28 protein-coding genes and 1 pseudogene are annotated in these 22,308 nt (G+C 67.8%); 11 read left to right on the forward strand and 18 right to left on the reverse strand.

Annotation, left to right across the window (positions count from 1 at the left end; genetic code table 11):
- Positions 1 to 10: 10 nt before the first annotated feature.
- Entirely contained in the window at positions 11 to 1,471 is a 1,461-nt protein-coding gene (gene dnaA / locus C0V74_RS06400) for a chromosomal replication initiator protein DnaA (RefSeq protein WP_131622558.1), read from the forward strand.
- Between the two features lie 85 nt (positions 1,472 to 1,556).
- Positions 1,557 to 2,336: a HesA/MoeB/ThiF family protein gene (locus C0V74_RS06405; RefSeq protein WP_143251084.1), complete on the forward strand. Its 780-nt coding sequence runs from the start codon at positions 1,557 to 1,559 to the stop codon at positions 2,334 to 2,336.
- Here the strand turns inward: C0V74_RS06405 and C0V74_RS06410 are convergent.
- A complete protein-coding gene (locus C0V74_RS06410) occupies positions 2,329 to 3,051 on the reverse strand; it encodes an NAD-dependent deacylase (protein WP_143251085.1) in 723 nt (240 codons plus the stop codon). The two genes, C0V74_RS06405 and C0V74_RS06410, sit on opposite strands and share 8 nt — an antisense overlap.
- Before the next feature lie 34 nt (positions 3,052 to 3,085).
- Here C0V74_RS06410 and dapB point away from each other — a divergent pair, with 34 nt between their 5' ends.
- The gene (gene dapB, locus C0V74_RS06415) at positions 3,086 to 3,814 is read left to right on the forward strand and encodes a 4-hydroxy-tetrahydrodipicolinate reductase (RefSeq protein WP_131623023.1); all 729 of its coding nucleotides are present in this window, start codon (positions 3,086 to 3,088) and stop codon (positions 3,812 to 3,814) included.
- Positions 3,811 to 4,485, forward strand: a complete 675-nt coding sequence (nth, locus tag C0V74_RS06420; protein ID WP_143251086.1) for an endonuclease III — start codon at positions 3,811 to 3,813, stop codon at positions 4,483 to 4,485. Before dapB ends, nth begins: the two co-directional genes overlap by 4 nt.
- Here nth and C0V74_RS06425 read toward each other — a convergent pair.
- Genes C0V74_RS06425 through C0V74_RS06440 form a run of 4 tightly spaced genes read right to left on the reverse strand, consistent with a single transcriptional unit; the run spans position 4,424 to position 8,453 of the window.
- Positions 4,424 to 5,767, reverse strand: a complete 1,344-nt coding sequence (locus tag C0V74_RS06425) for a dicarboxylate/amino acid:cation symporter (RefSeq protein WP_168194166.1) — start codon at positions 5,765 to 5,767, stop codon at positions 4,424 to 4,426. The two genes, nth and C0V74_RS06425, sit on opposite strands and share 62 nt — an antisense overlap.
- 12 nt (positions 5,768 to 5,779) lie before the next feature.
- Positions 5,780 to 6,913, reverse strand: coding sequence for a succinyl-diaminopimelate desuccinylase (gene dapE / locus C0V74_RS06430; RefSeq protein WP_143251087.1), 1,134 nt, complete (start codon positions 6,911 to 6,913; stop codon positions 5,780 to 5,782).
- Positions 6,910 to 7,824 (reverse strand): S1/P1 nuclease, encoded by a 915-nt coding sequence (locus tag C0V74_RS06435; protein ID WP_143251088.1) that lies wholly within the window; start codon positions 7,822 to 7,824, stop codon positions 6,910 to 6,912. Before C0V74_RS06435 ends, dapE begins: the two co-directional genes overlap by 4 nt.
- Positions 7,785 to 8,453, reverse strand: coding sequence for a glutathione S-transferase family protein (locus C0V74_RS06440; protein ID WP_131622568.1), 669 nt, complete (start codon positions 8,451 to 8,453; stop codon positions 7,785 to 7,787). The genes C0V74_RS06435 and C0V74_RS06440 overlap by 40 nt, the downstream gene beginning before the upstream one ends.
- 188 nt (positions 8,454 to 8,641) lie before the next feature.
- Between C0V74_RS06440 and C0V74_RS06445 the strand changes: the two genes are divergently transcribed.
- Together C0V74_RS06445 and C0V74_RS06450 are read left to right on the forward strand one after the other, a co-directional pair.
- Entirely contained in the window at positions 8,642 to 9,061 is a 420-nt protein-coding gene (locus C0V74_RS06445) for a VOC family protein (protein ID WP_131622570.1), read from the forward strand.
- Positions 9,062 to 9,310: 249 nt separating this feature from the next.
- Positions 9,311 to 9,733 (forward strand): PilZ domain-containing protein, encoded by a 423-nt coding sequence (locus C0V74_RS06450; RefSeq protein ID WP_143251089.1) that lies wholly within the window; start codon positions 9,311 to 9,313, stop codon positions 9,731 to 9,733.
- A 3-nt stretch (positions 9,734 to 9,736) separates the two neighbouring features.
- On the opposite strand, the gene C0V74_RS06455 is transcribed toward C0V74_RS06450, so the two are convergent.
- From C0V74_RS06455 to C0V74_RS06490, 8 genes are all read right to left on the reverse strand, one after another.
- Positions 9,737 to 9,982, reverse strand: coding sequence for a glutaredoxin domain-containing protein (locus tag C0V74_RS06455; RefSeq protein WP_143251090.1), 246 nt, complete (start codon positions 9,980 to 9,982; stop codon positions 9,737 to 9,739).
- A 32-nt stretch (positions 9,983 to 10,014) separates the two neighbouring features.
- Entirely contained in the window at positions 10,015 to 11,169 is a 1,155-nt protein-coding gene (locus tag C0V74_RS06460) for a sulfotransferase (protein WP_246844774.1), read from the reverse strand.
- Positions 11,170 to 11,314: 145 nt separating this feature from the next.
- On the reverse strand, positions 11,315 to 11,962 hold the full coding sequence (gene yihA / locus C0V74_RS06465; protein ID WP_143251091.1) for a ribosome biogenesis GTP-binding protein YihA/YsxC: 648 nt from the start codon (positions 11,960 to 11,962) through the stop codon (positions 11,315 to 11,317).
- Positions 11,959 to 13,734 carry a membrane protein insertase YidC gene (gene yidC, locus C0V74_RS06470; protein ID WP_143251092.1) on the reverse strand — a complete coding sequence of 592 codons (1,776 nt, stop codon included), beginning with the start codon at positions 13,732 to 13,734 and terminating at the stop codon, positions 11,959 to 11,961. The genes yihA and yidC overlap by 4 nt, the downstream gene beginning before the upstream one ends.
- A gap of 51 nt (positions 13,735 to 13,785) precedes the next feature.
- Complete coding sequence (gene yidD / locus C0V74_RS06475; protein ID WP_131622579.1) at positions 13,786 to 13,995, reverse strand: membrane protein insertion efficiency factor YidD; 210 nt, start codon at positions 13,993 to 13,995, stop codon at positions 13,786 to 13,788.
- Complete coding sequence (gene rnpA, locus C0V74_RS06480; RefSeq protein ID WP_143251093.1) at positions 13,992 to 14,381, reverse strand: ribonuclease P protein component; 390 nt, start codon at positions 14,379 to 14,381, stop codon at positions 13,992 to 13,994. Before rnpA ends, yidD begins: the two co-directional genes overlap by 4 nt.
- Before the next feature lie 152 nt (positions 14,382 to 14,533).
- Positions 14,534 to 14,668 carry a 50S ribosomal protein L34 gene (rpmH, locus tag C0V74_RS06485; RefSeq protein WP_131622583.1) on the reverse strand — a complete coding sequence of 45 codons (135 nt, stop codon included), beginning with the start codon at positions 14,666 to 14,668 and terminating at the stop codon, positions 14,534 to 14,536.
- 62 nt (positions 14,669 to 14,730) lie between these two features.
- Complete coding sequence (locus C0V74_RS06490; RefSeq protein WP_210413385.1) at positions 14,731 to 15,480, reverse strand: alpha/beta hydrolase; 750 nt, start codon at positions 15,478 to 15,480, stop codon at positions 14,731 to 14,733.
- Positions 15,481 to 15,628: 148 nt separating this feature from the next.
- On the opposite strand from C0V74_RS06490, the pseudogene C0V74_RS06495 reads away from it, so the two are divergent.
- A pseudogene (locus C0V74_RS06495) lies at positions 15,629 to 17,139 on the forward strand (YifB family Mg chelatase-like AAA ATPase).
- Between the two features lie 36 nt (positions 17,140 to 17,175).
- On the forward strand, positions 17,176 to 18,003 hold the full coding sequence (locus C0V74_RS06500) for a hypothetical protein (RefSeq protein ID WP_143251094.1): 828 nt from the start codon (positions 17,176 to 17,178) through the stop codon (positions 18,001 to 18,003).
- Between the two features lie 21 nt (positions 18,004 to 18,024).
- Here the strand turns inward: C0V74_RS06500 and C0V74_RS06505 are convergent, their stop codons facing one another.
- From C0V74_RS06505 to C0V74_RS06515, 3 genes are all read right to left on the reverse strand, one after another.
- Positions 18,025 to 18,576: a hypothetical protein gene (locus C0V74_RS06505; RefSeq protein WP_131622589.1), complete on the reverse strand. Its 552-nt coding sequence runs from the start codon at positions 18,574 to 18,576 to the stop codon at positions 18,025 to 18,027.
- Between the two features lie 86 nt (positions 18,577 to 18,662).
- The gene (locus tag C0V74_RS06510) at positions 18,663 to 18,944 is read right to left on the reverse strand and encodes a hypothetical protein (protein WP_246844775.1); all 282 of its coding nucleotides are present in this window, start codon (positions 18,942 to 18,944) and stop codon (positions 18,663 to 18,665) included.
- Between the two features lie 32 nt (positions 18,945 to 18,976).
- Entirely contained in the window at positions 18,977 to 19,534 is a 558-nt protein-coding gene (locus C0V74_RS06515) for a helix-turn-helix domain-containing protein (protein ID WP_210413386.1), read from the reverse strand.
- Between the two features lie 163 nt (positions 19,535 to 19,697).
- Between C0V74_RS06515 and C0V74_RS06520 the strand changes: the two genes are divergently transcribed.
- Positions 19,698 to 20,039, forward strand: coding sequence for a hypothetical protein (locus C0V74_RS06520; protein WP_143251096.1), 342 nt, complete (start codon positions 19,698 to 19,700; stop codon positions 20,037 to 20,039).
- 170 nt (positions 20,040 to 20,209) lie between these two features.
- On the opposite strand, the gene ykgO is transcribed toward C0V74_RS06520, so the two are convergent.
- The gene (ykgO, locus tag C0V74_RS06525) at positions 20,210 to 20,335 is read right to left on the reverse strand and encodes a type B 50S ribosomal protein L36 (RefSeq protein ID WP_029941846.1); all 126 of its coding nucleotides are present in this window, start codon (positions 20,333 to 20,335) and stop codon (positions 20,210 to 20,212) included.
- Positions 20,336 to 20,473: 138 nt separating this feature from the next.
- Here ykgO and C0V74_RS06530 point away from each other — a divergent pair, with 138 nt between their 5' ends.
- Together C0V74_RS06530 and C0V74_RS12870 are read left to right on the forward strand one after the other, a co-directional pair.
- Positions 20,474 to 21,088, forward strand: a complete 615-nt coding sequence (locus C0V74_RS06530) for a hypothetical protein (protein ID WP_143251097.1) — start codon at positions 20,474 to 20,476, stop codon at positions 21,086 to 21,088.
- Positions 21,089 to 21,091: 3 nt separating this feature from the next.
- The gene (locus tag C0V74_RS12870) at positions 21,092 to 21,241 is read left to right on the forward strand and encodes a hypothetical protein (RefSeq protein WP_168194167.1); all 150 of its coding nucleotides are present in this window, start codon (positions 21,092 to 21,094) and stop codon (positions 21,239 to 21,241) included.
- A 3-nt stretch (positions 21,242 to 21,244) separates the two neighbouring features.
- On the opposite strand, the gene galE is transcribed toward C0V74_RS12870, so the two are convergent.
- Positions 21,245 to 22,264, reverse strand: a complete 1,020-nt coding sequence (gene galE / locus C0V74_RS06535) for a UDP-glucose 4-epimerase GalE (protein WP_143251098.1) — start codon at positions 22,262 to 22,264, stop codon at positions 21,245 to 21,247.
- Between the last annotated feature and the right edge of the window lie 44 nt (positions 22,265 to 22,308).

Raw genomic sequence — 22,308 nt, forward strand, 5'->3', positions numbered from 1 at the left:
CAGGCATCCGATGGACAGCATCATCGGCGGCGGCAACGCCGCGCGGCGCAACAGTGGGAATGGCATGGAAGATCTCGAAGCGGTGAACCTGGCGGCCGATTGGGCCGACATCAGCCAGGGCCTGCGTAAAGACCTCGGCCATCAGATCCACAGCCAATGGATCAAGCCAATTCAGGTTGGCTCGCTGTGCGAAGATACCGGCACGCTTGAACTGTACCTGCCGACCGAATTTTCCGCCAACTGGGTGAACGACCGCTTCCATGACCGGCTGAGCCTGGCGTGGAAGATCGCGCGGGGCGAAGTGCGCCAGCTGCGCATCACCGTGCACCCGGGCCGCCGCAAGCTGCCCGAGCTCAGCCTGGCCGATGGCCGCCGTCCGGCGAACGACGGTGACACCAGCATGATCGCGGTGGCCGCAGGCACGATCGGCGATCGCGGGTTCACCTCATCGGTCGGGCTCGATCCCACGCTGACTTTCGGGGCGTTCGTCACGGGTGAGGCGAACGTGCTCGCGTGCAACGCAGCGCAGCGGATGGCCGCAAACGAGGCTCCGCAGTTCTCGCCGCTCTACCTCAAGGCGGCGACCGGCCAGGGCAAGACCCACCTGCTCCACGCCATCGGTCATTCGTATCTCACGGCACATCCACGCGCGCGGATCTTCTACTGCAGCGCCGAGCGGTTCATGGTCGAATTCGTCCAGGCGCTGAAATCCAACCAGACGATCGAATTCAAGGCGCGGCTACGTAGCTTCGACCTGCTTCTGGTGGATGACATCCAGTTCATCATCGGCAAGGCATCCGCGCAGGAAGAACTGCTCTACACGATCGATGCGCTGCTTGCTGAAGGCAAGCGGCTGGTGTTTGCCGCCGATCGCGCGCCGCAGGCCCTGGACGGGGTCGAGCCGCGCCTGCTCAGCCGCCTCAGCATGGGCCTCGTGGCTGACATCCAGGCCGCCGATATCGAGCTGCGCCGATCGATTCTGCAGTCGAAGCTGGTCCGCTTCGCGCCGCTCGAGGTGCCCGAGGACGTGATCGATTTCCTCGCGCGCACGATCACGCGCAATATCCGCGAGCTGGTCGGCGGCCTCAACAAGTTGATCGCCTATGCCCAGCTGACCGGGCAGGAAGTCTCGCTCCAGCTTGCCGAAGAGCAGCTGACCGACATTCTTTCGGCCAACCGGCGCCGGATCACGATCGACGAAATCCAGCGGACGGTGTGCCAGTTCTACCGCATCGATCGTTCGGAAATGGGCTCCAAGCGCCGCGCGCGCGCGGTGGTCCGCCCGCGGCAGGTGGCGATGTACCTCGCCAAGGTTCTCACCCCGCGCAGCTATCCCGAGATCGGGCGCAAGTTCGGCGGGCGGGACCATTCCACGGTCATCCACGCGGTTCGCCTGATCGAGGATCTGCGCCTGCGCGATGCGGACATGGATGGCGACGTGCGGAGCCTGCTGCGCCAGCTGGAGAGCTGACCCTCCACAATCCGCTGACAATGCATGCACAGGGCTGCCCACAGCCCTGTCGACAGCCTGTGCGCAGCCTGCCAACAGCCTGTCCATGGAGTTTTCCCCCGAGCGTCTGGACCGGTTCGCGCGCCAGATCGTCATCCCCGAAGTGGGCGGCGCCGGCCAGTTCACGCTCGCGCAAGCGCATGTCGCTCTCGTCGGCCTCGGCGGGATCGGGTCGCCGGCGCTGCAGTATCTCGCGGGAGCGGGAATTGGCCGGCTGACGCTCATCGATGACGGCAAGGTCGAGCTTGGCAACCTCCATCGCCAGACGATCTATTCCGAGCGCGACATCGGCCATGGCAAAGTAGTCGCCGCGAGCCGCTGGCTGGCCACCTTCGATCACAAGCTCACCCTCACGCTGCATGACCGGCGGATCGATGCGGAGAGCGCGCCGGGCATGATCGCGGGCGCTGACCTGGTGCTCGACGGGACCGACACTTTCGCGACGCGCCTTGCCGTGGCCGACGCATGCGTTGCGGAGAGTGTCCCGCTGCTATCTGCCGCAGTCGGACGCTTCCAGGGGCAGGTCGGCGCCTTCGCCGGCCACTTGCCCGACCAGGCGTGCTACCGCTGCTATGTCGGCGACGCGTTCGACGCCGACGACTGCGATACCTGCGCCGAGGACGGCATGTTGGGCGCGATGGCCGGCTGGGCGGGCACCCTGGCCGCGCTCCAGGCAGTCCGGTTGCTGGTAGCCCCGGCCATGGGCGAACCACAGTGGAGCACGCTCCATCTGCTCGATGGTCTGGCCCCGTCGATGCGCAGTTTCCGGGTCGCCAAGGACCCCGGATGCCGGACCTGCGGGGCGGCCGGCGAGGACGTCAGCTAACCGATCGCGCCAGCATCTGCTCCACCCACGCGGGCACAAGTTCGCTCGCCGGGCCCAGCTGCGTCTCGTCGAACCACGCCGAGCCCTGACTACGTTCGAGGTTCAGTTCCAGCGTCGCGATACCAAGTTCGCGCGCATCGCGGACCAATCCCGCCGCCGGGTAAACCGCGCCGCTCGTGCCGATCGAGACGAACAGGTCGGCCGCGCGAAGCGCCGAATAGATCTCGTCCATCCGATACGGCATTTCGCCGAACCAGACGACGTCGGGGCGCAGCGACCGCTCGCCGCAACGGGGACAGGGCGGCCGGTCGACCAATGGCTGGGTCCAGCGGGAACGCGTGTCGCACGCGGTGCACCAGGCGTTGAGATGCTCGCCGTGCATGTGCAGCACGCGGCGGGCGCCGGCCCGTTCGTGCAGGTCATCTACATTCTGCGTGACGATCAGCAATTCGCCGGTCCATTCGGCATCGAGCCGAGCGAGCGCGTTGTGAGCCGCATTCTGCTGCTTCGTCTGAATTGCCGCGCGGCGCATGTCGTAGAACCGTTGCACGAGCTCCGGGTCGCGGCGGAACGCCTCAGGCGTGGCGACGTCCTCCACCCGGTGCTGCTCCCACAAGCTGGGACCGCCATCGGCACCGCTGCGAAACGTATCGATCCCGCTCTCGGCGCTGATCCCAGCGCCGGTCAGGATGACGATATTGCGGATAGAGCGCATGTCGCGCATGAAGCACGGGCAATCGGGAGTGGCAATGGCGCGGATCGGCATCATCGGCAGTGACGGACGCATGGGCCAGGCACTCGCGCGCGCGCTTGCCGAAGCAGGCCACACATGCGCCGGCGGGGTGGACCAGGGGGGCAACACCGCGAACCTGGCCGAAGCCAGCGATGCGCTGCTCGATTTCACGTCGCCAGCCGCGCTGGAGACGAACCTCCATGCCGCGGTCGGAGCCGGCATTCCGATCCTGGTGGGGACCACGGGACTGGAAGAACGGCACTTTGCCGCCATCGATTCCGCCGCCGGCGCCATCCCGGTTCTCCAGACCGGCAACACCTCGCTGGGCGTGACGCTGCTAGCGCATCTGGTGCGCGAGGCCGCGGCGCGGCTGGGGCCGCAATGGGACATCGAGGTGCTGGAGATGCATCACCGGATGAAGGTAGACGCGCCCAGCGGCACCGCGCTGCTGCTTGGGCAAGCCGCGGCTGACGGGCGGGGGATCGATCTGGCGAGCCGCAGCGAGCGCGGGCGCGACGGGCACACCGGCGAACGCAGCGAGGGCGCGATCGGGTTCGCATCGCTCCGCGGGGGCACCGTGGCCGGCGAGCACAGCGTGATCCTTGCCGGAGAGCAGGAGCGGCTGGTGCTGTCGCACAGCGCGGAGGACCGGATGATCTTCGCTCGCGGTGCGGTGGCGGGCGCGGCCTGGCTGATCGGGCGGGAGCCGGGGCGCTACACGATGCCGCAGGTGCTCGGCCTTTGACCAAGGCGGACGTGTTCGAGTTGTTCCGCCGACTCGCCGAAGACAACCCCGATCCTGAGACCGAACTAGACTACGGCAATCCCTTCCAGCTGGTGGTTGCGGTCGCGCTCAGCGCGCAGGCGACCGACGTCAGCGTCAACAAGGCGACCCGGCAGCTGTTCACTCAGGTGACCACCCCGCAGCAGATGCTGGATCTGGGAGAAGAGGCCCTGCGCGAGCAGATCAAGACGATCGGCCTGTTCAACACCAAGGCGAAGAACGTGATCGCCCTGTCCCAGATGTTGATTGACGACTTTGGCGGCGAGGTGCCCACATCCCGCGACAAACTGGTCCGGCTGCCCGGCGTGGGCCGCAAGACCGCCAACGTCGTGCTCAACTGCGCGTTCGGGCAGGACACCTTCGCGGTCGACACCCATGTGTTCCGGGTCGGCAACCGCACCGGCCTCGCGCCCGGCAAGACGGTGGACGAGGTCGAAGCGAAGCTGGACCGCAGGGTCCCGCAACCGTTCCGCCGCCATGCGCATCACTGGCTGATCCTGCACGGCCGCTACACCTGCAAGGCGCGCACCCCCGAATGCTGGCGCTGCCCCGTGGTAGACCTGTGCCGCTTTAAAGCGAAGGTGCTGGAACCGCCCCGGCGTCCCCCAGCACGTCCTTCGAATACGCACTGATCACGGTCGCGCAGACGAGGTCGCCGATCACGTTCAGCACCGTCCGGCACATGTCGAGGAAGCGGTCCACCCCCAGGATCAGCCCGATGCCTTCGGGCGGCACCCCAACCCCGCCCAGGATCAGCGCGATGACCGGCAGCGATCCGCCCGGCACGCCGGCCGTGCCGATCCCGGCCAGGATGCAGATCACCATGACGAATATCTGATCGGTCAGCGACAGGTCCACGCCGAAGAACTGGGCGAGGAAGAGCACGGTCACCCCTTCGAACATCGCGGTGCCGTTCTGGTTCGCCGTCGCGCCGATCGTCAGGACGAAGCGCGACACCCGGGGCGGCAGCTTCAGGCGGGTTTCCGCGACCCGCAGCGCGGTCGGCAAGGTGGCGTTGGAGCTCGCGGTGGAGAACGCCATCAGGCTGGCTTCGCGCGTCTCCTTGAAGAACGTGATCGGGTTCATGCGCGCGAAGAACGCCAGCAGGATCGGGAACACCCCGAACATCTGCAGGCCCAAGGCTAGCAGCACCACCGCAACGAACGCGGCCAGTTTAGCGAGCAGGTCCCACCCGAACTGCGCCGCGAGGTTGAACATGAAGCAGAACACCGCGATCGGGGCGAGCTGGATCACCAGCCCGATCAGCTTCATCGATACCTCGAACACGCCCTCGAATGCCTGCTTGAGCACCTCGGTCCGGGGCGAGCTCATGAGCAGCAGGCCGATGCCGAAGAACAGCGCGAAGAACATCACCGCCAGGATGTCGTTGTCGCCCATGGCGGTGATGAAGTTCGACGGGATGATCCCGATCACCGCGTCCACGCCGGTCTTCGCCTCGCCCGAGCGCTCGATGATGCTGCGCGCGCCTTCGCCGCCCTGCGCCAGCAGCGCCCGCGCCTCCGCCGGATCGACCCCGGCCCCCGGCTTGATGAGGTTGGTGATCGCGATGCTGATCGCGACCGCGATCGAGGACACGATGATGGTGTAGAGCAGCGTTCGCAGGCCCACTTTCTTGAGCGCGCGCACTTCTCCCATGTCGGCGATGCCGACCACCAGCGCGCTGACCAGCAGCGGGATCACCAGCATGAACAGCAGGCGCAGGAAGATCTGACCGAGCGGGTTGGTGACGTAGGTGACCAACGTTTCCACCCACGCCGCATCGCGCGCGAAGGTATAGGCCAGGATGCCGGCGACCAAGCCCAGCACGAACCCGGCGGCGATGCGCCACTGCAGGCGGCCATAGTCCGGCCCCCCTTCTTCGGCTTCGATCTCCGCTACCGCTTCGCCCGTCACTCGCTTCCTCCCCTAAACCGTGGCCCCGGAACCGTGGCTAAGCGCCGTGCGGGCGACCCGGGTGTAGATGCGCGCTAGCACCTCAAGGTCGGCCAGCGCCACCGCTTCATCGGTCTTGTGCATCGTGGCGTTCAGCAATCCAAACTCGATCACCGGACACAGGTCCTTCAGGAACCGGGCGTCCGAGGTGCCCCCGGTGGTCGACAGCTCCGGGGTGAGACCGGTTTCGGCGTGGATCGCGTCCGCCACCAGCGCCGAAAACGCGCCGGGAGGGGTCAGGAACGCCTCACCGCTGATCATCGCCAGCGCCCTGCCGCCGTGCCGCTCGGCCACCTCCGCCACCCGCTGCACCAGGTCCGCGCCGGTGTGCAGCGCGTTGAAGCGGATCGACAGACGCGCGGTGGCCTTGGCCGGGATCACGTTGGTGGCAGGGTTGCCGACCGCGAGATCGGTCAGTTCGAGATTGGACGCCTGGAACCATTCGGTCCCGCGGTCCAGTTCGATGGAGCCGAGTTCCTCCAGCATCTTCACCAGCTTGGGAATCGGATTGTCGGCCAGGTGGGGATAGGCGACGTGCCCTTGGGTGCCGTCAACTTCCAGCCAGATGTTGACCGATCCGCGCCGGCCGATCTTAATCATGTCACCCAGCCGGACGGTCGAGGTAGGCTCTCCTACAAGGCACAGGTCGGGAAGGTCGCCGCGCGCGCGAATGCGGTCGATCAGCGCGCGGGTGCCGTGGATCGCCGGGCCCTCCTCGTCGCCGGTGATGATGAAGCTGATCGTGCCGGCGTCGATCGGCACTTCGGCCACCGCGGCGACCATCGCGGCGATCGCCCCCTTCATGTCCACCGCGCCGCGGCCGTAGAGCAGCTCTCCCCGCCGTTCGGGCGCGAAGGGCATGGCCGACCACCCCTCACCGGGCGGCACCACGTCAAGGTGTCCTGCAAAAGCGAAATGGCGGCTACCCGGCGGCCCGCGGCGGAGGGCGAACAGGTTCTCGACCTTCTCCTCGCCCGCCACGAAGCGTTCGATCTCGAACCCGAGCGGCGTCAGCATCGCCGCCAGCTCGTCGAACACCGGCCCCGATGCCGGCGTGACGCTGGGCCAGGCGATCAGACGTTCGGCCAGGACCGCGACGTCCGTCATCGCGCCAGCGCCGCCGTGGGTTGCGGCAGGGGTCCGGGCGCGAACGCCGCGTCCAGCAGTTCCGCGATCCTCAGACCCGCCTGCGTGATGCGCCGCTCGGCCACCGGCACCGCCGCGACGATCGCCTCCTGCGTCAAGGTCGCTTCTTCGGGCGAGGCTTCGCCCGCGGCCAGCGGACGACCCAGCGCGTTGGGGTAAACGAAGCGGCCCGCCAGCTCCCAGCTTTCGCGCCCCCAGTCGGCGGGGCCGCCGCCCGCCAGAGCGGCGCGTTCGGCCGCAGAGTACCGCCGCACCAGCGGCGGTGTGGCACCCGAGATCGCCCGTTCCGCCAGAGCGCTGTCCCACACCGAATGGAGGTTGAAGCCCGGCGCGATGCCGTACGTGGTGTCGATCGAGTTGCCGCCCCGGTCGTCGTTGTCGCCAGAATGGAGCGGCATGTGAATGTCGCCGGCGAAGTGGACCATGAACGCCAGCGCCTCAAGCCGCACGTTGGCGGGCAGGCTTTCGTCGGCCAGGATGCGCTGGTTGCGCTCGATCTGGGCAGACACGCAGGCGCCGCCGCTGCAGTTCTTGCGGGCGTCATAGGGCTCTCCGACCGGCTCCGTCTGGTAGTGCCAGGCGAAGGTATACCCCCAGCGCCAGCTTTCCGACCGCAGGCAATCGGGCCAGGTCGCGGCGGTCGCGAGGTCGCGAATCTGGCAATCGGGAGTGCCCAGTTCGCGGTTGTGCGCAATCAGCCGCGCGATGGCCGTCCGTGTCGAAGGCTCCACGTTGGCGAGTGCGATCCGCCCGGTAGTCTGGTGGCCGTAATAGCCCCACGCCTGCGCCGCGCCCGGCTGCGCCAGCGCCAGCAGCGCAGCCAGCGCGCCGGTCAGGCGGCGGAGATACTGTCGTACTGTTCGATTACCCATTGCTCGTCCTCGGATGCCTTGATCCACGCCTGCATCCACTCGTGTTCCCACATCGCCTCCATGTATGCCTGCGCGAAGCCGGGCACGCCGATGCCGTAAGTCATGAAGCGGCTGACCACGGGTGCGTAGAACACGTCGGCTGCGCCGAACGTGCCGAACAGGAACGGCCCGCCGCGACCGAACCTCGCGCGCGCTTCGGCCCACAGTTGCAAGATCCGCACGATATCGGCCTTGGCGTCATCGGAAATGCGCAGCCCCTGGTGGCGCATCCGCACGTTCATCGGGCATTCCCGCCGCAGGGCGAGATAGCTGGAGTGCATTTCGGCCACGAGCGCGCGCGCCATGCCGCGTGCGCCATCGTCCTTGGGCCAGAAGCGGTCGCGTCCCACTTTGTCGGCGAGGTATTCGAGGATCGCCAGGCTATCCCAGATCACCGCGTCGCCATCCCACAGGACCGGGACCTTGCCGCTCGACGGCTGCAGGTCGCCCATATCGCGCTTCACCTGCTCCCACTCGTCGCCATAGAGGCTGACGGTCAGCTCCTCGAACGCGAGGCCGGACTGCTTGCAGGCCAGCCAGCCACGCAGGCTCCAGCTTGAATAGTTGCGGTTGCCGATAATCAGCTTCACTTGCGCCACCTGTAGTCCCACCAGCGCGCGGCCTAGGCGTTCATCGCCAAGGTGTCGAGGCTGAACGGTGTCACACGTGTCACACTGTTCAGCTGATCTTTTCGCTTCCCCGCGATCCTTTCGGTTGGCTCCACTCGCACGGCAGCGGGGCTGTAGGAAAATCCGATCCGGTCGGGTAGGCAGCCGCCATGTCCTTACGCCCGTTCCATCTCGCCTTCCCGGTTCGCGATCTGGCGGAGGCGCGGGCGTTCTATGGGGGACTGCTCGGCTGCGCGGAGGGACGCTCCAGCGCCGAGTGGATCGATTTCGATTTCTTCGGGCACCAGATCGTGGCGCATCTTGCCCCGGCATCGGCCCGCGATGCGGCGGTCAACCACGTCGACGGTCACGGCGTTCCGGTGCCCCATTTTGGCGTCGTGCTGACGCTGGCGGATTTCAATAGCCTCGCCAAGCGGCTGCAGGCGGCTGGCGTGGTGTTCGAGATCGCGCCCTATACCCGCTTCAAGGGACAGCCGGGCGAACAGGCCACCATGTTCTTCCGCGATCCCAGCGGCAACGCGATCGAGATGAAAGCGTTTGCCAGCCTCGCCAGCCTGTTCGCGACGTAAGCGGCCCGGCCCGCGACGCTTGCCCTGCCTGCGCCGCCGCACCGCGCCGTTTACCTGAAATAAACCAGTAATATCTGACACATCGCGGAACGACATAGGCAAATCCACGTAGAGTTCGCAGGGACTCTGGAGGGTTTTCGTGCGCAGGACCGAATCAAGGATTACCGCCGTGGCGCGATGCGTCATGGCTGACAGGCCGCCCGGCGGGAGCGGCCGCGACGATTTCGCTGACTTAAGGCAGCGCTGACGATGGAACGGGTCGCGCCACTTCCAATCGCTCACCTGGCAATCCCCCAGTCCTTGCCGGCTGCTGAGGACATCCTGGTCGGCCGGCGGGAGGATTTGCGTCATCGGCTCGATCTGTCAGCCAGGTTCGTCACGCCGGGTGCCAACACGCGAGTGCAGCTGGAAGACATCTCCGCCAGCGGGGCGTGCATCCGCCTTAAGCAGGCGCGTCCGCTAGAGGACGGCCGACTGTGCTGGCTCAACTTCTCAGTGTTCGCCCGCGTGGTGTGGAAGGGAGATATCCGCTGCGGGCTGCGGTTCGAAGAGCCGCTGAGCGCGGAATGCCTGGCGCAGACGATCGAATTCGGCGAGCTGATGACGGGAGACTGCGGTGACAAGTTCCTGCGGCTGGCGACCGCCTGGACCCACGGGCCCGGCGACTGGTAGCCGCTAGCGCGAGAGGTATTGCTCCAGCTCTTCGCTGCCGCCGATCCGTTCACCCTCGACGAACACCTGCGGGGTCTTTTCGACGCCGTGCTTTTCCTTGAAGGCGTCGACTTCCTCGCGGGAGGACAGGATCTGGTCGTCGACCTCGTAACCGGCGCTTTCCAGCAGTTCCTTCGCGCGCACCCCGAACGGGCACGTGTGGTCGGGCAGGATCATGCGGTAAAGCTGTGCGGTGCGGCGATCGGACATTGGTGAGACTCCTTTGATGGATTGAGCGAACGTCAGGACAGCGACGGGTCCAGCCGGCGGGGCGCCAGCCGCTGAAGATCCTGGCGATGGTGGTGGTGCGGGTCGCTGGCCGCAGCCGCGCATTCGCGCTCCATCGCCGCCCACGCCGCCGGGGTGACTTCTAGCCCGAGCGTGCGATAGATCGCCGCGATGCTGCCGCGCCAGTCGCGCTGGAGGGCGTCGAATCCGGCCGTCGCGACGCGCCCGGCAAAGCGCGCCAGCGCCGCGTTGGTGCGCGCTTCACGCAGGGCGAGCTTGCGCCGGGCCTCGCGCTCGAGCTCGGGGACCGAGATGCTGTCACTCTGCATCGCCATCTGGTTGGCGCACAGCGAGACCGCGCTGGTCACCACCGCTTCGGCATCGCGCTGGCAGCGGATCACGCGGGCGGTGGGGAAGACCTGCAACAGCTCGGCCAGATCCTCGCTGAATTGCGGCACTTTCAGTACCCGCGGTAGGGCAGCGTTGCGCCGGTGCGCGGCATCGGTGGCGAGAATTCGGGCGAATTCGCGGTAGACCGGCAGGGCGCCGCGCGCCTCGCTCCACGCGGTGAATGCGGGAATTCTCCACTGCGCCTCGTACGCACAATGGTCGAGCGCCGCCGCCAACCAGCCGAGTTCCTCGTCCGCCCGGGCCGAGCCGAACGGGTGCAGGGTGTCGAGCCAGGGATTGAGCAGCCGCGCGAACCACAGCGCGCCCGCGCCCTGCCACCGGCGCAGGTCGACCCGGCTTGGCACCGGCAGCCAGCTGTCGCAGAAGCGGGTGGAGCTGAAGCGTGGGTCAGCGGACAACAGCCGGTGCAGGCGGGTGGTGCCCGACCGCATCTGGCCCACCACGATGATCGGCGGTGCCAGTTGGGTGTCCAGGAGGTGGGGCCGGGCGCGCCATAGCCGCCCGAGCGCGAGGCGTTGACGAATCACCCGCACCAACTGGCCATGCGCGATCGTCCGGCCGAGCGGATTGAGATCGGCGTCACCGCGGATGCTGTCGGTCAAGCGCTCCAGCCGGGTGCGGAAGTCTTCGACCTCGTCGGCACTGCGGCCACCGGCCTCGTCGGCGTGCTGAAACCCGCGAGAGGCCTTGGCCCATAACGCCTCGGCCGTCAGCGGGGGGTCTTCGCACCAGCCGCGTGCCCACGCGTGGGCGAGCAAGCCGTTCAGCCGCTCGGCGAACGGGGAGCGGTCCAGCAGGTGCTCTCTGGTGGGCGGGGGCAGCGCTCGTCTCCTGCGCGGCGACCCACCAGCGGGTCCCGGTTGCCGAAGAATACGGTCACCGCCCGGCAATCGTTCCGCCCGCTCAGCTTTCCGCGTCAGCCAAGACCGCTGCGCGCAATTCGGCGATGCCCATGCCTTTTTCGGAGCTGGTGACGTGGACGTGCGGGAATGCCGCGGTGCGCTTGCGCGCTTCCGCCAGCGTGCTGGCGTGAACCGCGGCAAGATCGCTCGCCTTGATCTTGTCCGCCTTGGTCAGGACGATGCGATAGCCCACGGCCGCCTCGTCGAGCATCTTCATCATCTCGCGGTCGACGTCCTTCACGCCGTGGCGACTGTCGATCAGCACCAGCGCGCGTTTCAGCACCAGCCGCCCGCGCAGATAATCGCGCACCAGCATTTTCCAGCGTTCGACGACGTTGAGCGGGGCCTTGGCAAAGCCGTAGCCGGGCATATCCACCAGCCGCAGCGCGAGCGGCTCGCCCACTTCGAAGAAGTTCAGCTCCTGCGTCCGGCCCGGCGTCACCGACGCGCGGGCCAGGCTCTTGCGGTTCGTCAGCGCATTGAGCAGCGAACTCTTGCCCACGTTGGAACGCCCGCCAAAAGCAATTTCGGGCACGACCGGTTCGGGCAGAAACTCCAGCTTGGGGGCGGACAGCAGGAATTCGACCTTGCCGGTCAGCAGCCGCCGCGCCCGCTCCTCCAGCTCCGCCTGCGCGTCTTCGGGGGTCACCCCTTGACCTTCCCGTCGCGCGCCACGGCCCGGTCGCGGTCGACCTTGTCCTTGTCGGCCTGCGCCTTCAGCTGCGGATGCTTGGAGTACAGATAGCTCTGCTGGGCCAGCGTCAGGATGTTGGAGGTGATCCAGTAGATCAGCAATCCTGCCGCGAACGGCGCCATCACGAACATCAGCACCCACGGCATGATCGAGAACATCTTCTGCTGGATCGGGTCCATCGCCGTCGGGTTGAGGCGGAACGTCGCCCACATCGTGATGCCGAGCAGCACCGCCAGCACGCCGATCGCCAGGAAGCTGGGCGGCGTGAACGGCAGCAGACCGAACAGGTTGAGGATATGCGCGGGGTCCGGAGCGGAGAGATCCTGGATCCACAAGGCGAACGGCTTGTGGCGCATTTCGATGCCGACCATCAGGACCTTGTACAGACCATAGAAAATGGGAATCTGCAGCAGGATCGGCAGGCATCCAGCCAGCGGGTTGATCCCTTCGCTCTTATAGAGCCCCATGATCTCCTGTTGCTGCTTGGCCTTGTCGTCCTTGTAGCGTTCCTGAATCGCCTTCATCTTGGGCTGGACCGCGCGCATGGCCGCCATGCTGGCAAACTGCTTCTGCGCGATCGGGAACATCACGCCGCGCACGATCACGGTCAGCAGGATGATCGCGAGGCCGAAGTTGCCGACCAGCCCGTAGAGCGTGCGTAGCAGCCACAGGATCGGCTTCTCGATGATCCCGAACCAGCCCCAGTCGATCACGTTGTCGAACCCGGCGATGCCCGCGCGTTCGTAATCGCCCAGGACCTGGCTGTCCTTGGCGCCGGCGAACAGGCGGGTGGTGCGGGCGATCTGGCGCCCGGCGGGCACGGTCAGAGGGTTGTAGATCACGTCGGCGCGGAACTTGTCATTGCCGAGCGAGCGGAAATCGGCGTCGACCGTCGCGTTCGACTGCGGGACCAGCGCCGACAGCCAGTAGATGTCGGTGAACCCGATCCAGCCGGCGTCGCCTTCGGGCGTGACCTTTCCGGCCTCCGCCACGTCCTCGTAATTGTTGCCGAAATTCACCCCGCTGCCGAAATACCCGACCGGGCCCGAGTGGATGGTCCACTGGTCGATGCTGGCGGTCTGGCTGGTGCGGTTGATCAGCGCGAACGGCTGCACCACGACCGGCCCGGCACCGGCGTTGGCGACGGTCTGCTTGGCGGTGATGAGATAATTCTCGTCGATCGCGAATTCGATCCCGAACCGCTGGCCCTGCCCGTTGTCCCAGGTCAGCGTGACGGGACGACCAGGCGACAGCGGGCCCTCGGTTGCCTGCCAGACCGTGTTGGCATCGGGCACTTTCACGCCATTGCCGACCCAGCCGAACTGGGCGAAGTGCTGCGCCGGCGTGCCGGCGGGGCTGAACAGGCGCACCGGGCCGGAATCCCGGTCGGCCGTCTGGCGGTGAGCGGTCAAGGTCAGGTCGTCGATCCGCGCGCCGACGAGGTCGATCGAGCCGGCAATCTCGGGTCCGGCGATGCGCACCCGCTGCGGGCTCTTCAGGGCGGTGGCGAGATCGCGCCGCTCCAGCGCCTCGGCCGCCGGATTGGTGAGGCCGCCCTCGCGGGTGCGGACGACGGCGCCGGGATTGTCGGCCGCCGCTTCGATCCGCTCCTGCGTCTTCACGCTCTCGGCGGGTTGCGGGTAAAACCACTTCGTCCCGGCATCCCAGCCGAACAGCAGCAGTCCGCACAGGACCACGGCGAGAAGAAGGTTGCGCTGGTTGTCCAAAGAGATCGATCCCGGTCTAGCTTAGTCGTGTCTGGCGGTAGTGTCTGGCCATCAGGGCACCGGGTCGTAGCCGTGCCCGCCCCAGGGGTGGCAGCGCATTATACGCTTCATGGCCATCCATCCACCCCTCAATCCGCCGTGCTTCTGCAGCGCCTCGATCGCGTACTGGGAGCACGAGGGCGCGTAGCGGCAGCTTGGCGGCAGAATACGGCTGGGGCCCCACTGCCACGCCCGCGCGATCAGGATCAGCGCCTGCTTCAACGCCCGGCGCTTTGGGGCTTGGAGCTTGGGGGTTTGCGCCGGCGCGGGGGATCGCCCCTGCCCGCCGCCGCGCGGGACAGCGCGAGGGCGAGTTCCTCGCGGAGCAGGGCAAAGTCGCGCTCCACCCCCCCATCGCGGCCGATCAGCACATGGTCGTGATCGGCGAGACCGGCGGAGGGCAACGCCGCGCGCAGCAATTCGCGGAAGCGCCGCTTCATCCGATTGCGGACCACCGCGTTGCCGATCTTCTTGGTGACGGTGACCCCGAACCGCGTTCCGCGCCCGCCATTGGGATGCGCCAGCAGCACAAACCCCGGCCGCGCCACGCGGATGCCGCGATTCGCGCTGATGAAATCGGCCCGCTTGCGGATGATCTCGACGGTCATATCAAGCGATATAGGTGGCTAATACACCGGCGCAACGGGGCGCACTAAAACGGGCTCCCGGCCAGGGAGCCCGCAAGGCCGAACGGCCGCCCGCAACAGCCCCGAAGGAACAGCAGCGAGGACGAGCGCGCGGAGGCGCGCCCGAATAGATGTCAGGCGCAGAGCTTCTTGCGGCCGCGCGCGCGACGGGCGCGCAGGATATTGCGCCCACCGGGGGTCGCCTTGCGGGCGAAGAAACCGTGGCGACGGGCGCGCACGAGATTGCTGGGCTGGAATGTCCGCTTCATCGGATCCTCGGATGTCTAAATGCAAAGGGCCCCCACGCGGGAGGCCCGTCAGGTGGGCGCCACTATGGGAAGCGGCGGTCCAAGTCAAGATAGGCGATCGCCGGCGCGGAGCCCGCAGTCGGCGCGGTTGTCGCCGTGCCGCCCGGCTGCCCCTCGCCCACCCATTCGCGCATGTCCTGTGCGGTGAGCCAGCGGGCGGTGTCATTCGGTACGGCGTTGGTCATGTCGTAGAACGCCTGCGGCCGCGCCAGGCCCATCTCACGGTAGTAATCGAGGTAGGCGCGGTTGACCGGCGAATCCGCGCCGTAGTCGCCCGGACCCAGCCCGTCGCTGTCCCGCCACGCATGGACCGCGAACTCCGCCCCATCGTCGATCGCGCGGGTCCGTCCGGCCAGGAACAGCTCGACCGCGCCTGAGCGAACCGAACCGCCTGCTGGCACGTGCGTGGCGATACCCGCGGCGCGGATCATCCGGCCCAGCCGCAGGTTGGCGCCGTCATCGTCGGTTCCGGGGCACTCGACCATTTCAAGCACGGCGATGTCCGGGTGATCGCGCAGCAAGGCGGCGAAATAGTCAGGCGAGGCGCCATCGGTCGCTTCGACCAGCGCAGCGCGGCGCCCGTCGATCACGCGGAACGGCCCATATGCCGGCCCCTGGGCGAGCGCGGCGGCGCGGGCGGCGACCAGCCGCTCGGCACCTGCGTCCACCCATTCCTCTACCGTGACCGTGTGACGGACGACGAAGCTTTGCGCGTGGCCGGGCGCCGCGAACATCGCGAACAGGCTGGCGGCAAGGATCGCGGACCGGCGCATCGGACTCAGGTGCGCCCCGCCTGCTTGCCGAATTGCCAAGAGCCATGCTTGCGAATTCGTTGACCATCCTGCGAATTCGTCGGCCGCACCGCTCGGCCACTCGACTTGGCGCCCGAATTCCGCCATCACCCGCGCCGCAGGGGGTTTCGTGGTCGCACTCGTCAGGACGGTAGCCTATCTCGGGCTGGAGGCGCGCGCCGTGGAGGTGCAGTGCCAGGTCGCGCCCGGCCTGCCGCGCTTCAACCTCGTCGGCCTGCCGGACAAGGCGGTGGGCGAAAGCAAGGAGCGGGTCCATGCGGCGCTCGCCGCCATGGGCCTGTCGCTGCCGCCCAAGCGGATCACCATCAACCTGTCGCCAGCCGACCTGCCCAAGGAAGGCAGTCATTACGACCTGCCGATCGCGCTCGCGGTGCTGGCGGCGATGGGCGTGACCGACGCCGAGCAGCTGGGTGACTGGATCGCGGTTGGCGAATTGGCGCTGGATGGCCGCATCGCCCCCTCGCCCGGAGTGCTGCTGGCGGCGATCCACGCCAGCGAACAGGAAGCCGGCCTGATCTGTCCCGCCGCGCAAGGGAGCGAGGCGCGCTGGGCGAGCGGCGTCCCGGTCCTCGCCGCGCCCGATCTCGTTAGCTTGCTCAATCATCTGAAGGGCACTCAGCGGCTGCCCGATCCGCCGGCGGGAGAGGTCGCGGAGCCGGGCTACGGCCCGGACCTGAAACAGGTGAAAGGCCAGGAAACTGCCAAGCGCGCGCTGGAGATCGCCGCGGCGGGCGGGCACAACCTGTTGATGATCGGCCCTCCCGGCGCGGGCAAGTCGCTGATGGCGAGCTGCCTGCCCGGCATCCTGCCGCCGCTGACGCCGGGCGAGGCGCTGGAAACCAGCATGGTCGCCTCGGTCGCGGGCATCCTGGAAGGCGGCAAGATCAGCCGCCAGCGCCCGTTTCGCGCGCCGCATCATTCGGCCAGCATGGCTGCGCTCACCGGCGGCGGCCTGCGGGTCAAGCCGGGCGAGGTGAGCCTGGCGCACCTCGGCATTCTGTTCCTCGACGAACTGCCTGAATTCCAGCGCGCGGTGCTCGATTCGCTGCGCCAGCCGATCGAGACCGGCAAGGTGGATGTCGCGCGCGCCAACGCGCACGTCAGCTTTCCGGCGCGGGTGCAACTGATCGCGGCGATGAACCCGTGCCGCTGCGGGCACCTCGGCGATCCGGCGCTCGCCTGTTCCAGAGCGCCGCGGTGCGCGGCGGATTACCAGAGCAAGGTGTCCGGCCCGATGCTCGACCGGATCGACCTGCATGTCGAGGTGGACCCGGTCAGCGCCGCCGACCTCGCGCTGCCGCCGCCCGCCGAAGGCAGCGCGGAAGTGGCCGCGCGCGTCGCGACGGCACGCGCGATCCAGACCGCCCGCGCGGGCGAGACAGGCGCGCGCACCAACGCCGAGCTGGACGGGGAGGCGCTGGACCGCTTCGCCACCCCTGACGAGGCGGGCGCCCCGGGCTGCTGATGCAGGCGGCGCAGGCGATGCGGTTGTCGGCGCGCGGCTATACCCGGATGCTGCGCGTCGCCCGCACGATCGCGGACTTGGCCGGGGCTGAGCAGATCGGCCGCATCCACGTGGCCGAGGCGTTGAGTTACCGCCGGGTCGCTCCGCGCGCCTAGACCGCGCCGCCAATCGGTCGCATGGCCTGAGTTCGCATGATCGCTGCCGAGCATACATCAGCCGATCGCGCTGAAACCCCGGCGAACGGCTCCGCGTGGCTGGCGCGGGTGGACGCGCGCTGGCCCGGGCTGCGCCGGCGCGCGGGCGGTCTGGCCTTGGCGCTGGGGATCGAGCTGGCCCTGTTCCTGGCGTTGCTTACGCTGGGCCCCGGGGCGGGCAAGCGAGAGGCTCCCGCGGCGCTGACGACAATTGATTTCGCGCCCGAACCAGTGGCTCCGGACCAGCCCCCGCAGCCCGAGCAGGAGGCACCGCCCACCGCTTTGCCCAGAGCCGTGCCCGCGCCCCAGCCCGAGATCGTGCCAATGGAGGTTCAGCCGCGGCCGACCAGCGAGCCGATCCCATTGCCGCCGCCCGCCACGATCATCCCGGCATCACCCCGCCAGGAGGCGGCGCCCGCGCCCTCGACGGCAAAGGCCCGCGCGGTGGTGCGCGACGACATGCAAGGCCCGATCGGCCCACCTAATCGCCCGTCGAGCGGAGATTCGCAGCGGGTCGGCAGCCGGCCGGGCGGGGAGCCGGTCTATGGCGCACGCTGGTACCGCGAACCGACCGACAGCGAGCTGCGTGGGTATCTCTCCACCGCGAGCGGCCCCGGCTGGGCGCTCATCACCTGCAAGACCGCGCCCGGTTACCGCGTCGAGGATTGCGAGCTGGAAGACGAATATCCCTCGGGGTCGCAGATCGGCCGGGCGGTGCTGGCCGCGGCATGGCAGTTCAAGGTCCGCCCTCCGCAGGTCGGCGGCCGGGTGCTGGTGGGCGAGTGGGTGCGGATTCGTATAAGCTACGAACAGCGGCGTGGGTGAACCTGCCCCGGCGCCTGCCGGTCAGGGCCAGCGGCCGGTTTTCTTGCAGATGCCCCAGTCGTTCGCCGCGATCATCTTGCAGCCGCGATCGTCGGATGCGCACAGCGAATAGGCTTTGCCGTACATCTTGTAACAATACGGATTGTCGCTGCCGGCTTCGCTGGCGGCAGCCACCGCGGGGCGGGAGACCGGGGCCGGAGGCGGCGCGGCGGCCGGGGTGCTGAGCGCTTCCCCCCGGGCCACCAGCCGGTCCACCTCTGCCGACACGCGCTCGATCTCGCTCGCGACCTGATCGTCGCTCATCGCGCGGAGCGCAGCAACCGACGCTGCTCCAAGCGCTGGCAGCCCGGCCATGTCCGGCGCTTCCACCTTGTCCGGATAGCGCCGATGCAGCTCCGCCAGGTAATAGGTCAGCGCCGCCCGGTCTTCGTTGAGCGCTGCGACGACGCCCGGCAGGTCGAGCGCCGCGATCGTGGTGCGAGCGCCAGGCGTCTGGTCCGCCTGCCCGGCGGAAGCCCACGCCCCGCCCAGCATCATCGCCGCGGCGGCAACCGCCCAGCGCACTTTCTTCATCGGAGCACCCCCTCGCCCAATCACGCGGGCACAACCTAGCCGCGCTCGCGCGCGGGGGAAAAGGAAGGACGCGACAGGGGCGGCACTCAGCTGTCGGAGGCGACCCGCTCGGCCCACTCGGCATAGGGCGTGTTCTTCGCCAGCTTGCGGTTGAAATCGGGCGCGCCGTCGCTCCACCAGACTGGGCCTCGCTCACCCAGCGCGACTTTGGCCTCGTGAACCTGCGCGCGGGCGGCCTTGCGCGCGGTCTCGTCTCCGGCGGCGTCCCGAACCGCGCGGCGCGCGGCCATCAGCGCCTGTACCAGTAGATCGCGCTCGTCTTCCGGGAGGCCGGGGTTGCTCGCGCGCCACAAGCGGCCCCGCACCACGATGTAGCGGCCGTCAGGTGTGCGCGGAGCGGTCAGCGGGCGGCGGCGACGCGGGGTTGGCGCGCGGCGGACTCGTCGGACTGCGCCCGGTCGAACCCGGCCGCCGGCCGGGCCTGGGTTCCATCGGCCCGCTTGCCCAGATCGGCCCGCTGAACGAACCGCAGATCCTTGCCCGAAAGCACCCGTCCGTCGTGCGCGAGGATCGACACCGGCCCGATGGGCAGGCGGTCCTGCTCGTCAACCAGCACCGGGTCTTCGGCCAATCCGCCGCCATAGCGCTGGCCCCACTCACGCAGCGCGACCATCGCGGGCAGGAGGTGAAAACCCTTCTCGGTCAAACGGTATTCGATCCGGCGGCGATCGTCGGCGCATGGCTGGCGATCGAGGATGCCGTGCTCGACCAGCTTGGCGAGCCGGTTCGACAGGATGTTGCGGGCAATGCCCAGCTCGGTCAGGAATTCCTCGAAATGGTGCAGCCCATTGAAGCTCGCCCGCAGGATCATGAACGACCAGCGTTCCCCCATCACCTCGAGTGCCTCGGGCAGGCCGCAGGCATTCAGGTCGCGCAAGGGTTCGCGTATCTTGTCCATGATGATCCTCTCGTTGCCCATGTTGTAGCGCCATTACCCGCAGCTTGTAGGGAAAAGTAAGTTTTCGGTTGCAACTCAAATTGCCTTCGATTAGGTAGCGATTCGCAACGGGTATCAAATCGAAACTCGTTTGGCAATTGAAGCTCAGCTCAGGATGCGACCCATGACCCTTGCTCTTCCCCGTTCCGCCAAGCCCCTCGCCGCGATTGCCGCGTTCGCCTGGACGGCTCTTTCCATTGGCGCCGCTGTGATGCCGGCTCCCGCCTATGCTGCCGAAGGCGCGTACTACCGTGCCGAACTGGCCGCGCCCGCCGCCAAGACCAGCGCCATCTCAGGCGGGGTGGCGTGGAAGTGTGCCGAGACCGAATGCGCTGCCGGCAAGGGCACCAGCCGCCCCGCCATCGTCTGCGCCCGCCTGGTGAAGGCGGTGGGCCCGGTGAACACCTTCACCGCCGGCGGCAAGGCGCTCGATGCCGAAGACCTCGCGCGCTGCAACGCCAGGTAATCCTTTCGATCACCCGGTCCCCTCTCCGACTTTCGGGTGCACTTTGACGGGTCTCCAGCCTTGGCTGGGGACCCCTTTTTTTGTCTGCCGGCAAGACACGCAAAAAGCCCCCGCGGCGGCGGGGGCTTTCAAGATCGCCAGCGGCCGCGAACGGCTCGCCTGGCCGCGTATCAGCCCTGGCGGGCCTTGAAGCGGCGATTGGTCTTGTTGATCACGTACGTGCGGCCGCGGCGGCGGATCACGCGGCAATCGCGGTGACGGTCCTTGAGGGACTTGAGGCTGTTGCGGATTTTCATGGCTGGTTCCATTGCCCCGGCACGCCGGGATCACTCGAAAAATGAAGCGCGGCGGTTAGGGGCGGTCCCGCGCCGAGTCAACCCTGCGAAGGAGGCGCCGCTTGCGTTCGCGTACCGCCCGCTGCACGGCACCCGGCGATGGCCGCGCCCACGTCCTTGCCTGACCCGCGTTACCGCGACGTGCTGCGCCAGCCGGGGCAAGAGGTGTTCCTCAACACCCGGCTGATGGCGGCCAATGCGCTCGAGATCGATATCGACACCGCCATCCTGGCCGAGCTAGCGGAACTGGCGGCCGAGACGCGGGCGATGACATGCGTCGGCGAGACGTATGCGCTGACCAGCGGCGTGCGGCTTTACACCGAAAGCCCGTCCGCCACCTGGGGCAGCGACATCCGCTGGCTGAGCCATGCCGACGAGCCCTCGTACCGCTGGTTCGAGGCTTTGTACCACCGGCTCGACCTTGCCAGCCTGGTTGCCCCGTTCATTCCGCATGACGCGGCAATCCGGCTCTATGCGGGGTTCTTCGTCACCCGCAGCCGGTGCGACGCGCTGGGGATGCACTATGACTGGGCGACCGAAGGCAATCACGCCTTTACGCTGATGGCGCCGCTCACGCCCAATGCAGAGGCGATGGGCCTGACCTACGAGGATGCCCGCGGCCGGCAGCGGATGTACGACTACCGGATGGGCCACGGCATCGTGTTCGGCACGCGCTTCCTGCATTCGACCGCAGTCGGCACCCTGCCTGAATGATCAGTGTTCCTGTCGCTGACGTTCGGCACCGACCGGATGGAGCATTGGCCCGAACTGTCCGAAACGGCCGGCAAGCAGGCCGCGTTCTTCCGCCAGCCGGATGGCGCGTTCGTGCGCCGCGACGACTGGCTGGCGGCGCGCGCGGGTGGGTAGCGCCTAGCTGCCGCGCAGTGCGCCCAGCCGTTCTTCCCACGCCAGCGCATGGCCGATGATGGTCGGCAGGTCGTCGTACTGCGGCCGCCACGGCAGGGTTTCCAGGATGCGCGCGTTGTCCGACACCAGGCTGGCGGGATCGCCCGCGCGGCGGGGCTCGATCCGCCGTTCGATCGGGCAGTTGGTCAGCCGGTCCACCGCGTCGAGCACCTGCGTGACCGAAAACCCCCGGCCATAGCCGCAGTTCATCTGCAGCGACCGGCCGGGCTGCGCGATCAGCGCCTCCAGCGCATGGACGTGCGCCGCAGCCAGATCCGAGACGTGGATGTAATCGCGCACCCCGGTTCCATCAGGAGTGTCATAGTCGGTCCCGAACACGCTGACATGACTGCGCTTGCCCAGCACCGCTTCGACCGCGACCTTAATCAGGTGCGTGGCGCCCGCGGTCGATTGTCCGCTACGCCCCTGGGGGTCGGCGCCGGCCACGTTGAAGTAACGCAGGGCGCAGTAATTCAGCGGATGGGCAAAGGCGGTGTCCGCCAGCATCCGCTCGGTCATCAGCTTCGACCACCCATACGGGTTGATCGGCACCTGCGGACTGGTTTCGGACACCCGGTCGGTGTCCGGGATGCCATACGTCGCCGCGGTGCTGGAAAAGATGAAGTGCGGTACCCCCGCAGTCACGGCCGCTTCGATCAGTGCCCGGCTCTTGACCGTGTTGTTGTGATAATACTTCAGCGGGTTCTCGACCGATTCCGGCACCACGATCGATCCGGCAAAGTGCATGATGGCGCGCGTGTTCCGTTCGGCGAAGATGCGGGCGAGCAGATCGGCATCCTCGATATCCCCTTCGTAGAACGCCACGTCATCGGGAATTGCGAAGCGGAAACCCGTGGTCAGGTTGTCGATCACCGCCACCGGATATCCGGCGTCGCGCAGCGCGAGCACGGCGTGGCTGCCGATGTAGCCGGCCCCGCCGGTGACGAGGACGGGAGTAGTCTGCGGGTCGTGCGCGTGAGTCATGCGGCGTGCGGTAAGCGAACGCGCGCAAACGGCAAGGCGTTCAT

This window comes from Altererythrobacter sp. TH136 (assembly GCF_007065885.1).
Classification (GTDB): Bacteria; Pseudomonadota; Alphaproteobacteria; order Sphingomonadales; family Sphingomonadaceae; genus Tsuneonella.